Source organism: Azospirillum argentinense (assembly GCF_000632475.1).
In the GTDB taxonomy this organism is placed as follows: domain Bacteria; phylum Pseudomonadota; class Alphaproteobacteria; order Azospirillales; family Azospirillaceae; genus Azospirillum; species Azospirillum baldaniorum.
Genome location: NZ_CP007793.1, coordinates 2,561,586 through 2,575,893 on the forward strand (window position 1 = coordinate 2,561,586; position 14,308 = coordinate 2,575,893).

17 protein-coding genes are annotated in these 14,308 nt (G+C 66.6%); 6 read left to right on the forward strand and 11 right to left on the reverse strand.

All coding sequences use genetic code 11. The features are described from left to right. Nucleotides 1–24 precede the first annotated feature (24 nt). A complete protein-coding gene (locus ABAZ39_RS12020; RefSeq protein ID WP_051657981.1) occupies nucleotides 25–237 on the reverse strand; it encodes a transposase in 213 nt (70 codons plus the stop codon). Nucleotides 238–459: 222 nt separating this feature from the next. On the opposite strand from ABAZ39_RS12020, the gene ABAZ39_RS34085 reads away from it, so the two are divergent. After that, nucleotides 460–1,265, forward strand: a protein-coding gene (locus ABAZ39_RS34085) for an IS5 family transposase (RefSeq protein ID WP_144243526.1) whose coding sequence is annotated in 2 segments (ribosomal slippage) — nucleotides 460–787 and nucleotides 787–1,265 — 807 coding nt in all. Because the reading frame shifts where the segments join, the coding sequence is not laid out codon by codon here. A gap of 93 nt (nucleotides 1,266–1,358) precedes the next feature. On the opposite strand, the gene ABAZ39_RS12035 is transcribed toward ABAZ39_RS34085, so the two are convergent. Continuing rightward, a protein-coding gene (locus ABAZ39_RS12035) for an IS3 family transposase (protein ID WP_103041826.1) occupies nucleotides 1,359–2,497 on the reverse strand; the annotation gives its coding sequence in 2 pieces (ribosomal slippage) (nucleotides 1,359–2,242 and nucleotides 2,242–2,497; 1,140 coding nt in all). Nucleotides 2,498–3,009: 512 nt separating this feature from the next. On the opposite strand from ABAZ39_RS12035, the gene ABAZ39_RS35570 reads away from it, so the two are divergent. After that, nucleotides 3,010–3,870 carry a helix-turn-helix domain-containing protein gene (locus ABAZ39_RS35570; protein ID WP_144243527.1) on the forward strand — a complete coding sequence of 287 codons (861 nt, stop codon included), beginning with the start codon at nucleotides 3,010–3,012 and terminating at the stop codon, nucleotides 3,868–3,870. A 5-nt stretch (nucleotides 3,871–3,875) separates the two neighbouring features. On the opposite strand, the gene ABAZ39_RS12045 is transcribed toward ABAZ39_RS35570, so the two are convergent. The 4 genes from ABAZ39_RS12045 to ABAZ39_RS34090 all read right to left on the reverse strand — a co-directional run bounded on the left by ABAZ39_RS12045 (nucleotide 3,876) and on the right by ABAZ39_RS34090 (nucleotide 7,402). Beyond that, nucleotides 3,876–5,210, reverse strand: coding sequence for a tyrosine-type recombinase/integrase (locus ABAZ39_RS12045; RefSeq protein WP_038529640.1), 1,335 nt, complete (start codon nucleotides 5,208–5,210; stop codon nucleotides 3,876–3,878). Between the two features lie 395 nt (nucleotides 5,211–5,605). After that, on the reverse strand, nucleotides 5,606–5,860 hold the full coding sequence (locus tag ABAZ39_RS12050) for a helix-turn-helix domain-containing protein (RefSeq protein ID WP_247891854.1): 255 nt from the start codon (nucleotides 5,858–5,860) through the stop codon (nucleotides 5,606–5,608). 355 nt (nucleotides 5,861–6,215) lie between these two features. Continuing rightward, nucleotides 6,216–6,410: a transcriptional regulator gene (locus ABAZ39_RS12055; protein ID WP_247874970.1), complete on the reverse strand. Its 195-nt coding sequence runs from the start codon at nucleotides 6,408–6,410 to the stop codon at nucleotides 6,216–6,218. A gap of 186 nt (nucleotides 6,411–6,596) precedes the next feature. After that, nucleotides 6,597–7,402 (reverse strand): IS5 family transposase gene (locus tag ABAZ39_RS34090; protein ID WP_144243526.1). Its coding sequence is split into 2 segments (ribosomal slippage): nucleotides 6,597–7,075 and nucleotides 7,075–7,402, totalling 807 coding nucleotides; the frame shifts between segments, so codons are not numbered across the junction. A 279-nt stretch (nucleotides 7,403–7,681) separates the two neighbouring features. Here ABAZ39_RS34090 and ABAZ39_RS12065 point away from each other — a divergent pair. Both ABAZ39_RS12065 and ABAZ39_RS12070 read left to right on the forward strand, forming a co-directional pair. Then, nucleotides 7,682–7,933, forward strand: coding sequence for a hypothetical protein (locus ABAZ39_RS12065; RefSeq protein ID WP_144243528.1), 252 nt, complete (start codon nucleotides 7,682–7,684; stop codon nucleotides 7,931–7,933). 133 nt (nucleotides 7,934–8,066) lie between these two features. Continuing rightward, entirely contained in the window at nucleotides 8,067–8,480 is a 414-nt protein-coding gene (locus tag ABAZ39_RS12070) for a hypothetical protein (RefSeq protein WP_038529648.1), read from the forward strand. Between the two features lie 12 nt (nucleotides 8,481–8,492). On the opposite strand, the gene ABAZ39_RS12075 is transcribed toward ABAZ39_RS12070, so the two are convergent. Together ABAZ39_RS12075 and pdxY are read right to left on the reverse strand one after the other, a co-directional pair. Beyond that, nucleotides 8,493–9,071 (reverse strand): LOG family protein, encoded by a 579-nt coding sequence (locus ABAZ39_RS12075; protein ID WP_038529650.1) that lies wholly within the window; start codon nucleotides 9,069–9,071, stop codon nucleotides 8,493–8,495. Nucleotides 9,072–9,119: 48 nt separating this feature from the next. Further along, nucleotides 9,120–9,980 carry a pyridoxal kinase PdxY gene (gene pdxY / locus ABAZ39_RS12080; RefSeq protein ID WP_038529652.1) on the reverse strand — a complete coding sequence of 287 codons (861 nt, stop codon included), beginning with the start codon at nucleotides 9,978–9,980 and terminating at the stop codon, nucleotides 9,120–9,122. A 165-nt stretch (nucleotides 9,981–10,145) separates the two neighbouring features. Between pdxY and ABAZ39_RS12085 the strand changes: the two genes are divergently transcribed. After that, on the forward strand, nucleotides 10,146–11,027 hold the full coding sequence (locus tag ABAZ39_RS12085) for an HpcH/HpaI aldolase/citrate lyase family protein (RefSeq protein ID WP_038529654.1): 882 nt from the start codon (nucleotides 10,146–10,148) through the stop codon (nucleotides 11,025–11,027). A 30-nt stretch (nucleotides 11,028–11,057) separates the two neighbouring features. Here the strand turns inward: ABAZ39_RS12085 and ABAZ39_RS12090 are convergent, their stop codons facing one another. Then, a complete protein-coding gene (locus ABAZ39_RS12090; RefSeq protein ID WP_038529656.1) occupies nucleotides 11,058–11,576 on the reverse strand; it encodes a hypothetical protein in 519 nt (172 codons plus the stop codon). Nucleotides 11,577–11,775: 199 nt separating this feature from the next. Between ABAZ39_RS12090 and ABAZ39_RS12095 the strand changes: the two genes are divergently transcribed. Next, nucleotides 11,776–12,096 (forward strand): con-10 family general stress protein, encoded by a 321-nt coding sequence (locus ABAZ39_RS12095; protein WP_014241644.1) that lies wholly within the window; start codon nucleotides 11,776–11,778, stop codon nucleotides 12,094–12,096. 103 nt (nucleotides 12,097–12,199) lie between these two features. On the opposite strand, the gene leuB is transcribed toward ABAZ39_RS12095, so the two are convergent. Then, nucleotides 12,200–13,315, reverse strand: coding sequence for a 3-isopropylmalate dehydrogenase (gene leuB / locus ABAZ39_RS12100; protein ID WP_038529658.1), 1,116 nt, complete (start codon nucleotides 13,313–13,315; stop codon nucleotides 12,200–12,202). Between the two features lie 150 nt (nucleotides 13,316–13,465). Then, a complete protein-coding gene (gene leuD, locus ABAZ39_RS12105) occupies nucleotides 13,466–14,077 on the reverse strand; it encodes a 3-isopropylmalate dehydratase small subunit (protein ID WP_038529660.1) in 612 nt (203 codons plus the stop codon). Nucleotides 14,078–14,308: the final 231 nt, after the last annotated feature.

Genomic DNA, 14,308 nt, shown 5'->3' on the forward strand with positions numbered 1-14,308 from the left:
AGCCATAGGGACAGGCCCCATGATTCAGCTTCCCCGCTCGGTCACAAGGTGGCCCTCGGCGGAGGGGTACTCCTGCTCCCGCCGCCAGCGGTACAGCAGGCTTGCGCTGACGTCCGCCCGCCGCGCCACTTGCGTCACCACCGCCCCCGGCGCAAACGCCGCGACCAGCGCCCGCTTCTCCCCCTCGCTCCATTCCCGTCGCCGTTCCCGACCCGGGAGAACCTCTACCCCTCCCATCGCACCATCCTTAGCGCCAGTGCTTGCACCAATGCCAAACTACGGCACATCACCCGCCACCTCAGTAAGCGGCACCCACCGGTGGCTTACCATTCGGCGTCACTGAGATCGGTTCGATAAGGACGGGCAGTGCTGTCCGGTATGGCCCGCTCCCTGGGGAACACAGCCAGATCAACAGCTTAGAGTGCGTAACAAAACCGGCTGGGAACGGTTGGTAGGGGCATGGCAGCCCCTCTTGTTTGCGACGCCTTGTGGGCGATCATCGAACCTCTGATCCCGCCGGAGCTGCCCAAGCCGAAAGGCGGACGGCCCCGGCTGTGCGATCGTGCTGCGCTGACCGGCATCCTGTTCGTGCTGCGCACGGGTATTCCTTGGGAGCTTCTGCCGGTGGAGATGGGCTGCGGCTCGGGTATGACCTGCTGGCGGCGTCTGCACGAGTGGCATCGGGCTGGCGTGTGGGAACGGCTGCATCGTGTGCTGCTCGACCGTCTCGGCTATGCCAACGCCATCAACTGGGATCGTGCGGCGGTGGACAGCGCCAGCGTCCCGGCAAAAAGGGGGGTGAGGAGACCGGCCCGAACCCGACGGATCGCGGCAAGCCGGGCTCCAAGCGCCACATCCTCGTCGATGCTAACGGCATCCCGCTCGCCCTGAGGATCTCGCCAGCCAACCGGCACGACAGCAAGCTGCTGGAGGCGCTGGTCGATGCCGTGCCGGCGATCCGCCAGTGTGCGGGCCGGCCCCGGCGGCGACCGGCCAAGCTGCATGCCGACAAGGGCTACGACTTCGCTCACTGCCGGCGGGCGCTGCGCCAACGAGCGATCATTCCGCGGATTGCCCGGCGTGGCGTCGAAAGCAGCGAGCGTCTCGGCCGATATCGATGGGTGGTCGAGCGTACGCTCGCTTGGTTTGCCCGCTTCCGCCGCATCGCCGTCCGCTACGAACGGCGCGCCGACATCTTCACTGCCTTTCACCATATCGCGGCCAGCCTCATCTGCTGGCGCTTCGTCCAGAGATGGTTCTGTTAGGCGCTCTTAATCGCGATCGCATGTTTGCAGACTGAGGTGGTCCCCGTTCCCCGGACAGTTTTGCGGCTGGGATAAGCTTGGTTCAGGTCCGTGTCATGCCGCCAATCTGATCCCAACCGGGACGCCCTGGTGGGCTTCAGCCGGGGTTCGGCCGCCGAGCGCAGAGTGCGGTCGGTCGGCGTTGTAATACTCGATCCACTGGCCGATTCCGGCCCGCGCCTCGCTGCCCAACTCGAAGGCATGGAGGTAGACACACTCGTACTTCAGCGATCGCCAGAGCCGTTCGATGAACACGTTGTCCATCCAGCGGCCCCGTCCATCCATCGACACCCGAATGCCGGCCGCGGTCAAGAGGCCGGTGAAGCGCGGGCTGGTGAACTGGCTGCCCTGATCGGTGTTGAAGATCTCCGGGCGGCCGTGCCGCGCCATCGCCTCCTCCACCGCCTCCAGGCAGAACTCGACGTCCATGGTGTTCGACAGTCGCCACGCCAGCACCCGACGTGTCGCCCAGTCCATCACGGCGACCAAGTACAGGAAGCCACGGCGCATGGGAATGTACGTGATATCAGCGCACCACACCTGGTTCGGACGGTCGATGACCATGTCCCGCAGCAGGTACGGCCAGATTTTGTGCTCCGGATGAGGCACCGTCGTCTTTGGACGCTGGTAGACCGCCTGCAAGCCCATCCGCAGCATCAGACGGCGGACCCGCTTGCGGTTGACCTCCTGCCCCTGGCGCCGGAGATGACGGGTCATCTGCCGGCTGCCGTACCAGGGCGTCTCCAAAAACTGCGCGTCGATCCGCCGCATCAGCTCCAGGTTCTCGGCCGGCTCGCCCTTCACCGGCTCGTAATAGCTGGAGCGGCTGAGCGACACCAGCGCGCACTGTCGCGTGATCGACAGGCGCGGATGCTCCGGCTCGATCATCTCCCGCCTCCGGCCAATGCTCATCGTCCGNAGGCCTTGCGCAAAAAATCGCGTTCCACGACCAACTGGCCGATCATGGCGTGCAGCTTTTCCACCTCGCCCTGATGGCTGGCCTCAGCAGCCTCCGCCTTGCCGGAAAACACCCCGGCCATCCCCTCGACGGCCTGCTTCTTCCAGGCGTTGATCAGCGTCTGGTGCACCCCGTGCTTGGCCACGAGCTGCGACACCGTCAGCTCGCCCCGAATCGCCTCCAGCGCCACCTTCGCCTTGAACTCCGCCGAATACCGCTTCCGTTTCCCCGTCATCGGGTCCGTCCTTCCTGATGGGCGAACCAAGCTTATCCAACTGTCCGGGGAACGGGGACCACCTCAGATCGCCCACAAGGCGTCGCAAACAAGAGGGGCTGCCATGCCCCTACCAACCGTTCCCAGCCGGTTTTGTTACGCACTCTTATTGCATGCTTATTCACAAGATCGCGCAAGATTGCCTGACAACCGAGAGGCAGTTGGAATGCCCGACGCCGATGATGGCCCGGTTGGCCAAGCGCATATTTACCCGAGTCGGGGAATCAGGTTAAAAAAAAGAGCGTTTTGATATTATGATTAGCTTCCTGAGATATTGTAAGAACTGCGACATAGTATGCAAAACTACGCTGCGCTACGACATCCTTTAGAAAAAGTGACATTTCGATGGGCTTGCTGCTCGACTCAAGGAATTTCTTGAGGGATGAGGGGCGGTTCCATGCCTTTCATACACTGTATGCTGATTGCACGGCTTCGATGTGCATGGAGCGGTGGACGTCCCGGAGGAGCGCCGCATGCCCGGCATCCTAAGCGACATCACAGGTGGCGGTGCCTTTGCCATCGTGCCAGCGGACGCGTTGGCCGATTGCACGCTCTCCCGTGACGCCCGGTGGCTCTATTCGCTCCTTTGCGGGCACGCCGACCGCACCGGTCTGTGCCGGCGCTCGTTGCGGCGCTTGGCCGATGAGCAAGGGGTGTCGCGCCGCAGCCTTCAGCGTTGGCTTGGCGAACTGGAGGAGTGCGGCCGCGTTGTTCGGGTGAATGCGGAAGGTAAAGCTGGGCAGTTCCGGGTAATCCGCAATCCGGCCGACCTTCCCACCAGCCGCGCCATCGGTGTCGCGCGAACCGATGAGCGGCGCGTCCGCTATGGCGAGTACGGTCGTCGCGGCGTTTCCTCCCGCCATGGAACTGGTGACAGTCCTGTCACCAGTTCGCCTGTGGATAAAGCGGCAGGGGGTGACCGCTCTGTCGCCGGAGAGGTGTCAGGGGCGTCACCGGTACCCGTGACACGGCTGTCACCCAGAACAAGACCGGATTCGCCAAGACCTGTAGAACATGGCGGTGGTGTGCCATCCGGTAGGAGCCGGACGACGGAGGAGCGTGGGGAGGCGCAACGGCGCATAGAGCGGGAACGGGAAATCCGCCGAATCGTCCACGACGCGTTCAGATCCCGCTTCACTGGCGTGGTGCCCGTCGGCGACATCGTACGGGAGCGGCTGACCGAGCAAGAGATCGAGCAACTGGTGACGGGTGCGCGGCCTATGACGGAACTACTTGCCATGCTGGGCCGTCAGCCCATTGCAAACGAAGCCGATGGCACGGGCGGCCGGCAATGCGATGGAGGGGCAGAGGGCATCGCGCCGAGGTGTGCGTGACCCAGCTATCCTCCGAGCCGCACCGGCTCCGTGTCCAGCCCTGCCGCCCCGCGGGCCTGGATCATCGTGTGCTTCTCGACGGCCATCAGCGCCTCCCGCATCTGCCGGAGCCGGCGCGAGCGGTCGTACACGCGCGCTGTCACGCCGTCGCTCGCATGGCCCAGGATGCGCTTCTGCACCGCGTCGGGCGTGTCGTACTCGCCGAGGATCGAGGCGCAGGTGCGGCGCAGATCGTGGGGTGTCCAGCGCCGGCCTTCTGCGTCATGGTGGCCCAGTTTGCCGGTCAGCAGCCGGGCGGCGCACGCGAGTCCATCCACGGTGAGCGCACCCGCGGTCTTGCCGCTCGGGCTGAGAAACAGGGGGCCATCCTCGCACGCCTGCTGGCGGCGGCGTAGAACGCTGAGCGCCAGGGGCGGTAGTGGCAGATCACGACGAGCCGCCGCGGTTTTGCCGCCGTGCGCGGCCACGCGCAGCAGGACGAAGCCCGTCTCCCTGTCCTCCTGGATATCGCCGGCCTGGATGCGCAGCGCCTCTCCGGCGCGCAGGCCGAGCAGCAGCGCAAGGGTCATAGCGTCGAGCGTCTGCCGGCTTATCGGGCGGGTGCCATCGGCCTCCCGCTGGTAGATCGTGCGGCCGTCCAGCAGGCCGAGCGCCAGGGCGAGTTCGCCGAGTTCGCCGTCGCTCAGAATGCGGTCGCGCGAGCGCTCCGCGGCGGCGGACACCAGCAGCCGGTCTGCCGTGCCGCGGGTGGAAAGCCATCCCTTGTCCTCCAGATGCCGCCACAGCGCGGTGATCACGCTGCCCAGCCGGCGCGTCTGCACGCCTTTCTGCTTGGCCTTGGCTTGGCGCCGCGCCTCGCGATCCACCACGGCCGACAGCATGGCGCGATCGACGTCGGCCGGCGCGAGCTTGCCCAGCGCCGGCACGAGATGGAGCTTCAGCAGCCGTTCCCGTTCCTTCCAGTAGCGTTCCGCCCGCCCGATCGCCTTCAGGTGCGCGATGTAGAGCGCGGCAGCGTCGGCCACCGTGCGCGGTTTCTCCAGGCCGAGTACGGCCCGCGTTTCGGCCGCCTTCGGGTCCTGGCCGCTGCGCGCCTCCGAGACGACGCGGCCGGCCGCCAGCCGCGCGTCCGACAGCGACACCGCGGGATAGGCGCCCAGCGCGACGCGGCGCTGGATGCCCTTGCCGCCGCCCTCCGCGCGGACGCGGCAGCGCAGGTACCACGTCTTGGTGCCGCTCGGATGGACCTGCAATTCGAGGCCGGCGCCGTCCCTCAGAATGGTCCGAATCCCGTCCTTGGCGCGGGCGTGGCGGATCGTCGTGTCGGTCAGTCTGGGCATGGCTGTTCTTAGACTGTCAGAAATACAGTCCGATAAATGGTGTCACAGCCGGTGTCACACAAATCGCGGATGCCAGGGGGTAGAGTGGCGAATCCAAGCGTAGTCCCGGCGGCCCAATCAGTCGCCTGCATGATGTCACGCTTTTCGGAATTGCCTTGAAACTTCAGCCTGTTGCCGGCATATAGGATTCCGGCATTTCCAGCGTTTTCCGGCCCTCGCGTTCACCTCGCCGAAGGGCCTGAAATACTGATGGAGATGCAGTCCGAGGACTACCTGCGCCAGCAGCACCTGACCTGATTTCCCTCCTTTTACGCTCCCATGATCGACTCCCGCCCTCACGCCGTGGGCGGGTTTCTCCGGATTTCAGTCCGGAACAAGGGGATTGGGAAGAGCGGTCAGGTTTCTTCCGGTTCGCGCAGGCGCACACCGGGACCGCCGATGCGCTGTTCGCCAGCCGACAGGAAGATGATGCCGGCATCCTCAAGCGCTCGCTGAACGGCCGCCAGGGTCGGCCCATGCGAAGCCTCGCCAGCTTCGATCCGGGCAATGGTGTTCCGGTGCACACCCGCCTTGGCGGCCAGTTCACGCACGGTCCAATCCAACGCCGCCCGCGCCATACGAAATTGTGCACTTGTCACATCAATATGCATGTGTCATATATGCCTTTGTCCTCTTCATGTGACTTTAGCACAAGGAGGAGCAGCATGAACGCGGCTTCGACATCCGCGGTGCGCTCACATGCGCGTCAGTGCCCGGATAACTGTGCTCCGGCCGCTTCCCGCCACACGTTTCTGGCCGGAGGATTTGCCGCCACATCAATGGTGGCGCCGGCAACCAGCGCAGGGCAAACCCATCTTTTTCTCAGCATTCGGCCCGGACAGCGATGCCAATGTCCGTTGGGCCTTCGAGACGCCGACCAACAACTCCAGGGGCAGCCGAGTCATCTTGTGGCCCGGGGCCGGCGGGTGAAGCTGGAAGCCGGAACAAGGGGATCAGGAAGAACGGTCAGGTTTCTTCCGGTTCGCGCAGGCGCACACCGGGGCCGCCGATGCGTTGTTCACCATCGGCCAGGAACACGACACCTGCGGCTTCCAGGGCAAGACGGACAGCCTCCACATTCTCGGCCAAACTCTTGCTCGGCCCTTTCGCCCCTTCCATGCGCCGGATTGTTGGCCCGGACACGCCGGATTCCTCAGCCAAGCGGTCTTGTCTCCAGTCGAGCAAAGCACGTGCTGCCCTGATTTGTGCCCCCGTCAACATATGGCTTTCCTTTTTCGATCATGCGAGATCGTTTTTCGTCGACACAATTCAATCATCCGTGACAGTAAAACGATCACGGATGAGGTGAAAGGGAATCTCATGGCCGATACGCACGACTTAGAGCGCCTAACAGAACCATCTCTGGACGAAGCGCCAGCAGATGAGGCTGGCCGCGATATGGTGAAAGGCAGTGAAGATGTCGGCGCGCCGTTCGTAGCGGACGGCGATGCGGCGGAAGCGGGCAAACCAAGCGAGCGTACGCTCGACCACCCATCGATATCGGCCGAGACGCTCGCTGCTTTCGACGCCACGCCGGGCAATCCGCGGAATGATCGCTCGTTGGCGCAGCGCCCGCCGGCAGTGAGCGAAGTCGTAGCCCTTGTCGGCATGCAGCTTGGCCGGTCGCCGCCGGGGCCGGCCCGCACACTGGCGGATCGCCGGCACGGCATCGACCAGCGCCTCCAGCAGCTTGCTGTCGTGCCGGTTGGCTGGCGAGATCCTCAGGGCGAGCGGGATGCCGTTAGCATCGACGAGGATGTGGCGCTTGGAGCCCGGCTTGCCGCGATCCGTCGGGTTCGGGCCGGTCTCCTCACCCCCCTTTTTGCCGGGACGCTGGCGCTGTCCACCGCCGCACGATCCCAGTTGATGGCGTTGGCATAGCCGAGACGGTCGAGCAGCACACGATGCAGCCGTTCCCACACGCCAGCCCGATGCCACTCGTGCAGACGCCGCCAGCAGGTCATACCCGAGCCGCAGCCCATCTCCACCGGCAGAAGCTCCCAAGGAATACCCGTGCGCAGCACGAACAGGATGCCGGTCAGCGCAGCACGATCGCACAGCCGGGGCCGTCCGCCTTTCGGCTTGGGCAGCTCCGGCGGGATCAGAGGTTCGATGATCGCCCACAAGGCGTCGCAAACAAGAGGGGCTGCCATGCCCCTACCAACCGTTCCCAGCCGGTTTTGTTACGCACTCTTATGTCCATGCCCAAGAACTTCCGTCGATGTTCCTCCGCTCTCCCGCCGGGAACTGCTGGCCGGTGTCGTAGCGTCTTCAGCCCTCGCGCCTTCAGTCATGTCATCGGAACCCGATCCCATCCTCCCGCTCCGGCAGGAATGGCAGGCCGGCATCGTGCAAGCCGAGGTTCTGCGCAGTGAGTGGAGCCGCCTGGAGCAGCGGCTCCTCCAATGCGTCGGAGCGAACCGCAGGAGACCATGAGCGCAGGCGGTCCGGGAGCAGGCGACCTGCTGGACATCGAAGCGCGCCAATTGGAGCTGGACCGCAGCCTTGATGCCTTGATCAGGAGGATTATCGACCAGCCGTCGCAGACTTGCGTTGGCATAGCCACCAAGCTGGCCCTGGCTGTCGAACTTACCGACCCGATCGAACGCGCAGATCCACCCTGGCAACTCGTCCAAGCCGCCCTGAATGAGTTGAGTACAGCTGGGCAAACTTGCCCGGCATGAATGGCCGAGGCGCCGCGCCTCCGTCCGTGTTACCACGGCGATGCCGCCCTACTCCCGTTTCGCGCCGAAGATAAAGGGGCGCCCGACGTTGTATTGCTGAACGTCGGTCTAATGGCGAGGGAGAGGGCAAAGCATGCCTTGGCGGTCCCAGTGCGGTGCACTGACGCTGGCGCTTTTTCTGACGGCACCGATCCAGTCCGCCCCCGCCGCCGGGGCGGGCAGCGTCGATTGCTGGCTGCTCGACGGGGAGGCGCTGACCCAGGCACGTGAAAGCGGCTGGTGCAAGGACGCCTTTTCCCGGAATTCGCAGACCGGGGCGGCCCCCGCCGTCACGGTCACCGCAGCCCCCCTGCCCGCCCGCAAGCCCGACCCGCCCCCGAAGAAGCGGGTCGTCACAGTCCAGCGCAAGGCGAAGGCGCAGCCGGACTCCCAGGCGGCGGCCATCGTCCGGCCCGCGGGCCGGAGCGGAACGGTCGCCGAGGTGGATTTCGGCACCCAGTTCAAGCGCGACTGGAACGCCCTGATGAAGAAGCTGCTTGAGCCGTAAGGCCCCGTCGGGTCAGGTGCGGGCCTCGTCCAGCCACTTCCGCACCGCCGGCGGCTCGTAGGCGGCGAAGGCGTCCAGGATGCCCGGCGCGGTGTCGCGGACGATCAGCATGTCGCGGTGCTTGGGCTGCATGAAGCGCTCCCCCGCCACATGGTCGAGGAAGCCGGCCAGCCCGTCGTAGAAGCCGGAGGCGTTGAGCAGGCCGCAAGGCTTGTCGTGGCGGCCGAGCTGCGCCCAGGTCCACACCTCGAACAGCTCCTCCAGCGTGCCGATGCCGCCGGGCAGCGCGATGAAGCCGTCCGACAGCTCGGCCATCAGGGCCTTGCGCTCGTGCATGGTGTCGACGATCCGCAGTTCCTGGAGGCCCGGGTGGCCGACCTCCTTGTCCATCAGGAATTGCGGGATGATGCCGGTGACCGTGCCGCCCGCCGCCAGGACCGAGTCGGCAATCCGCCCCATCAGGCCGGTCCGCCCGCCGCCGTAGACGAGGCCGATGCCACGCTCCGCCATGTGGCGGCCAAGCTGCTCCGCGGCCTCGCCATAGGCCGGGTTGGTGCCGGGGTTGGACCCGGCATAGACGCAAATCCGCATGTCGTTCCTCTGTGCGCGCCGTCTCGTGGGCGCGTGGTCGTAAGGGGCTTACCGGACGCGGGTGGCCGTGAAGCGCTGGCTGGGGTTCACGAACTCGTCCTGCGCCGCGATCAGTTGCAGCTCCCGCGTGCCCATCCGGCGGGTGGTCTGGAAGATGGCGTAGATGGCCGCCGCCGCCTGCTCCAGCGCCTCGGCCGGATCGAAGGCCTTCAGGTAATGGGCCAGGAACAGGGCGGCCACCGCGTCGCCCGACCCATTGGGCGGCGGGTCCAGCGGCAGGCGCGGGGTGGAGACCAGCCACGCGCCGTCGCGGTCGTCGGCCAGCATCTCGATGTGGCCGGGATCGGCGTCCTTGCGGGTCAGGCTGGTCACCAGGACCAGCCGCGGTCCGCGCTCCCGCAGGGCGGCGGTGGCGGCCAGCGCGTCGTCCAGCGTCTCCACCGTCCGGCCGGTCAGATACTCCAGCTCGAACTGGTTGGGCGTCATCAGGTCGGCGGCGGGGACGGCGTGGTCGCGGATGAACTCCGGCAGACCGGGGCGCACGAAGAAGCCGCGCCCGACGTCGCCCATCACCGGGTCGCAGGCGTAGACGGCGCGCGGATTGGCGGCCTTCAGCCGGGCCGCCGTCTCGACGATCACCCGACCCAGCCCGACGTCGCCCATGTAGCCGGAGAGCAGCGCGTCGCAGGTGGGCAGGACGCCGCGCGCGGCGACGCCGTCCATCAGGGCGGCCACATGCTCCGCCGTGAAGACCTGTCCGGTCCATTCGCCGTAGCCGGTGTGGTTGGAGAACTGCACCGTGTTCACCGCGATGGCGTCGCAGCCCAGCCGTTGCAGCGGGAACACCGCGGCCCGGTTGCCGACATAGCCGTAAGCGACGTGGGACTGGATCGAAATGACGGTCTTCATGGGCGGACGATCCGAAAGGTTGGGGGCGCATCCTAAACCGTCCGCGCCACACGCTGGGGATGTTTCCATGCAGACCAGAGTTTCACGCCTTACGCGCCGCATGGACAGGGGGATCGGACGCGGCTAATCCTGCGCCAACGACACAAGACCGCTTGGGGGAATGCCATGGCCGCCACCGCCCGCCCGCGCCGCAGCGTGCTCTACATGCCCGGCTCCAACGCCCGCGCCCTGGAGAAGGGGCGCAGCCTGCCCGCCGACGGGCTGATCCTCGACCTGGAGGACGCCGTCGCCCCCGACGCCAAGGCGGAGGCCCGCGCCACGATCAAGGCGTCCATCGCCGCGGGCGGCTATGGCGGGCGGGAACTGGTGGTCCGCACCAACGGGCTGAACACCCCCTGGGGCTACGACGACCTCGTGATGGCGGCCTCCAGCGGGGCCGACGCGGTGCTGCTGCCGAAGGTGGAGAGCCCCGACATGGTCCGCCAGGCCGAGGCGGTGCTGCGCGCCAATGGCTCGCCGGAGGGACAGACCATCTGGTGCATGATGGAGACGCCGCTCGGCATGCTCAACGCCAAGGAGATCGCCGGGGCCAGCCCGAAGCTGGGCGGGCTGGTGATGGGCACCTCCGACCTCGCCAAGGATCTGCACGCGGCGCACACGCGCGACCGGTTGCCGATGCTGACCAGCCTGGGCCTCTGCCTGCTGGCGGCGCGGGCCTACGGCCTCGCCATCCTGGACGGGGTGCATCTCGACCTGAACGACGACGCGGGCTTTGGCGAGTCCTGCGTCCAGGGGCGGGAGCTTGGGTTCGACGGCAAGACCCTGATCCACCCCAAGACCATCACCGCCTGTAACGCCGCCTTCGCCCCGGGCGAGGAGGAGGTCGCCCAGGCCCACCGCACCATCCAGGCTCACGCTGAGGCCGTTGCCCAGGGCAAAGGCGTGGTGCTGGTGGATGGGCGGCTGGTGGAGAACCTGCACGTCGAGAACGCCCGGCGCCTCGTCGCGATGGCCGAGGCGATCCGGGCGCTGGAGGCGGCGGGCTGATACCCACCGCCCCTCTCATGGACTGGGCGCTCAGGAATCGCGGCGCGCCTGGGCGTCCTTCACGAACTGCGAGACCCGCCCGATCTCGCGCGGATCGGTCTCGACCGTCCGGCGCCCGCTGGGGATCGGGCGCATGCCCTTGCGCGGGGTGCGCCCGGGCGACGGGTGCTGGGGTTCCGCCTCCTTCCTGCGCTTCAGGGCGTCCTTGAGGTTGGCCTGGACGATCTCGCGCCGACGCTCGGCGCGGAAGCGCTCCAGCCGCCCGTTCACCCGCTTCAGGGCCCGCGCGTAGACCTGCTTCTTGGCAGACAGGCCGCGCTCGCTGGCGTCGGCCGATTGCTGGCCGGCGCCGCTGGCCTTCCCCCGCCGTCCGCGCCGCCGCGCGGCGATGATGTCGCGCGCCCGGTCACGCTCCCCGCGCAACCAGCGGGCGAGCGTCAAGGTCTCGTCCCGTTCCAGGGACTCCAGCTCCGGGTAATGGCTGCGGCGGACCTGCTCGAATTCCTTCTCGGACAACAGCCGTCGTTCGGCCGTAAGTTCGACTCCCATCGTAGACCCTCTCTGCTTCGTGGTCCCGCTTCGGCTTACCCCCGTCCGCTCAACCGATCGGGAGGCGAAGCGTTCCCGGATGCTGTCCAATGGATCCCGATGCCACTTAGGGGTGCCGAAGGAATCGGAATCACGACCTCCCCGGAACCAAGTCGCCCCCCATTGGTTTTCCGACATGTGGCAGAGGTGGAGGTTGAAGATGGCCTCGAAAGACAACGGCCAAGACGAAGTCCAATCCGGGAGCGGTCGCACATCGAACCGCGGCTTCGCGTCGATGGACCGTGACCGGCAACGCCAGATCGCCAGCAAGGGCGGGGAAAGCGTGCCAGCCGACAAGCGCAGCTTCTCCAAGAACCCGGAGCTCGCCGCGGAGGCGGGGCGGAAGGGGGGCCGGAGCGTACCGGCGTCCTCCCGCAGCTTCTCCAAGAATCCGTCCCTGGCCGCCGAAGCCGGGCGGAAGGGCGGACAGGCGAGTCATGGCGGACGCGGGGCCGCCATACGCCCGGGCGAAGGCGACTGACGGCACCAACGAGAAAAGCCCCTCTCCGGAACCGGAGAGGGGCTTTCTTTTCGCCGTCCGCTGGTCGGCGACCGCCAGCCCGTCGGGCCGGGGCCGCAACCGGTCAGGAGGCCAGCTTGTCCAGCTCGCGCAGGATCGAGTCGCCCATGACGGTCGTGGAGCAGCGGGCCATGCCCGGCGCCATGATGTCCGCCGTGCGCATGCCGCCCGACAGCACGTTCTGCACGGCCTTCTCCAGCATCTTCGCCTCCTCGTCCATGTTGAACGAGTAGCGCAGGCACATGGCGAAGGACAGCAGCGTCGCGCAGGGGTTGGCGAGGTCGCGGCCGGCGATGTCCGGGGCGGAGCCGTGCACCGGCTCGTAGAGCGCCTTGCGCTGGCCGTTGGCGTCCGGGGCGCCGAGCGAGGCCGACGGCAGCATGCCGAGCGAGCCGGTCATCATCGCCGCCTCGTCCGACAGGATGTCGCCGAACAGGTTGTCGGTGACGATCACGTCGAACTGCTTCGGGTTCTTCAGCAGCTGCATGGCGCCGTTGTCGGCGTACATGTGCTCCAGCGTGACGTCGGAGAACTCCTCCTGATGGAGCTTCGTGACTTCTTGGCGCCACAGGAGGCCCGATTCCATCACGTTGGCCTTCTCCATCGAGTGGAGCTTGTTGCCGCGCTTGCGCGCCAGCTCGAAGGCGACGCGGGCGACGCGGCGGATCTCGCTGGTCGTGTAGACCTGGGTGTTGATGCCGCGGCGCTCGCCGTTTCCGATGTCGGTGATGCCGCGCGGCTCACCGAAATAGACGCCGCCGGTCAGCTCGCGGACGATCAGGATGTCCAGGCCCTTGATGACGTCGGCCTTGAGGGTCGAGGCGTCGACCAGGGCGTCGAACACCACCGCCGGGCGCAGGTTGGCGAACAGGTTCAGCTCCTTGCGGAGCGACAGCAGGCCGGCTTCCGGACGCTTGGTGTAGTCGGTGGGGTTGTCCCACTTCGGGCCGCCGACGGCGCCCAGCATCACCGCGTCCGCCGCCAGGGCGTCGGCCAGCGTCTCGTCCTTCAGGGGAACGCCGTAGGCGTCGATCGCCGCACCGCCGACCAGCCCTTCGGTGACGTCGAAGGTGACGTTGCGCTTGCGGTCGAGCCAGTCGATGACCCGACGCACCTGGCGCATGACCTCCGGACCGATCCCGTCGCCGGGCAAAAACAGAAGCTTCTTGTTGGCGGGCATGGCGCACGCACTCCCCATTGGAGACTTTATCAGTGTTGTCTAATCCGCGGACCGACAGGCCGGAAGGTGGGTCCACCCCCGCCGGTCCGCAAGGCCGTCATGGCCCGATGCCATTGGGCCGGTATCGGTTGGCCCTCACAGCCGGGCTGGTCAGCCCCACAGCCACGGCTGGCCGCCGCGCTGCTTGCCTTCATACTGGTCGATGAAGGCGGCCTGCTGCATGGTCAGGCCGATGTCGTCCAGCCCGTTCAGCAGGCAATGCTTGCGGAAGGGATCGACCTCGAAGCTGATCTTGCCGCCGTCCGGACCGGTGATCTCTTGGCGATCCAGATCCACCGAGACGATGGCGTTCGACCCGCGCGACGCGTCGTCGAGCAGCAGGTCCACCTGTTCCTTCGGCAGCTTGATCGGCAGGATGCCGTTCTTGAAGCAGTTGTTGAAGAAGATGTCCGCGAAGCTCGGCGCGATGATGCAGCGGATGCCGAAGTCGGCCAGCGCCCACGGCGCATGCTCACGCGAGGAGCCGCAGCCGAAATTGTCGCCCGAAACGAGGATCTTGGCGCTGCGGTAGGCCGGCTTGTTGAGGACGAATTCCGCGACCTCGGCGCCGTCCGGGGTGTAGCGCATCTCGTCGAAAAGATGCTTGCCCAGCCCGGTCCGCTTGATGGTCTTCAGGAATTGCTTGGGAATGATCATGTCGGTGTCGACGTTGATCATCGGCAGCGGCGCCGCAACACCGGTGAGAACCGTAAACTTTTCCATCGCCAGAATCCTGTCGCGCAAAAGAGGCGCAAGCGTGTGCATGCGGAGTTCGGTGAATAGCAGACCCGTCCCGCCATTGCCAGAGGAAGCTTGCCGCAAATGCCGCTCGCGGCGCGCGATTCCGCATCCCGGAACACAGCCGGACGCAACGAAATTGCCCCCAAATTCCCTCCGCCGCCACCAGCCCGGCATCCCGTCCTTGCTGCGGGGCGCTCCCTCGCCTACCAAGGG

Excerpts from the sequence above, each read along its gene's own strand:
- leuB (WP_038529658.1), bottom strand. The coding sequence starts at position 13,315 with ATGCCCGCCAACAAGAAGCTTCTGTTTTTGCCCGGCGACGGGATCGGT.
- ABAZ39_RS12045 (WP_038529640.1), bottom strand. The coding sequence starts at position 5,210 with ATGCCCAGACTGACCGACACGACGATCCGCCACGCCCGCGCCAAGGAC.
- ABAZ39_RS12050 (WP_247891854.1), bottom strand. The coding sequence starts at position 5,860 with ATGCATATTGATGTGACAAGTGCACAATTTCGTATGGCGCGGGCGGCG.
- leuD (WP_038529660.1), bottom strand. The coding sequence starts at position 14,077 with ATGGAAAAGTTTACGGTTCTCACCGGTGTTGCGGCGCCGCTGCCGATG.
- ABAZ39_RS12085 (WP_038529654.1), top strand. The coding sequence starts at position 10,146 with ATGGCCGCCACCGCCCGCCCGCGCCGCAGCGTGCTCTACATGCCCGGC.
- pdxY (WP_038529652.1), bottom strand. The coding sequence starts at position 9,980 with ATGAAGACCGTCATTTCGATCCAGTCCCACGTCGCTTACGGCTATGTC.
- ABAZ39_RS12095 (WP_014241644.1), top strand. The coding sequence starts at position 11,776 with ATGGCCTCGAAAGACAACGGCCAAGACGAAGTCCAATCCGGGAGCGGT.
- ABAZ39_RS12065 (WP_144243528.1), top strand. The coding sequence starts at position 7,682 with ATGAGCGCAGGCGGTCCGGGAGCAGGCGACCTGCTGGACATCGAAGCG.
- ABAZ39_RS12090 (WP_038529656.1), bottom strand. The coding sequence starts at position 11,576 with ATGGGAGTCGAACTTACGGCCGAACGACGGCTGTTGTCCGAGAAGGAA.
- ABAZ39_RS12020 (WP_051657981.1), bottom strand. The coding sequence starts at position 237 with ATGGGAGGGGTAGAGGTTCTCCCGGGTCGGGAACGGCGACGGGAATGG.
- ABAZ39_RS35570 (WP_144243527.1), top strand. The coding sequence starts at position 3,010 with ATGCCCGGCATCCTAAGCGACATCACAGGTGGCGGTGCCTTTGCCATC.
- ABAZ39_RS12075 (WP_038529650.1), bottom strand. The coding sequence starts at position 9,071 with ATGCGGATTTGCGTCTATGCCGGGTCCAACCCCGGCACCAACCCGGCC.
- ABAZ39_RS12070 (WP_038529648.1), top strand. The coding sequence starts at position 8,067 with ATGCCTTGGCGGTCCCAGTGCGGTGCACTGACGCTGGCGCTTTTTCTG.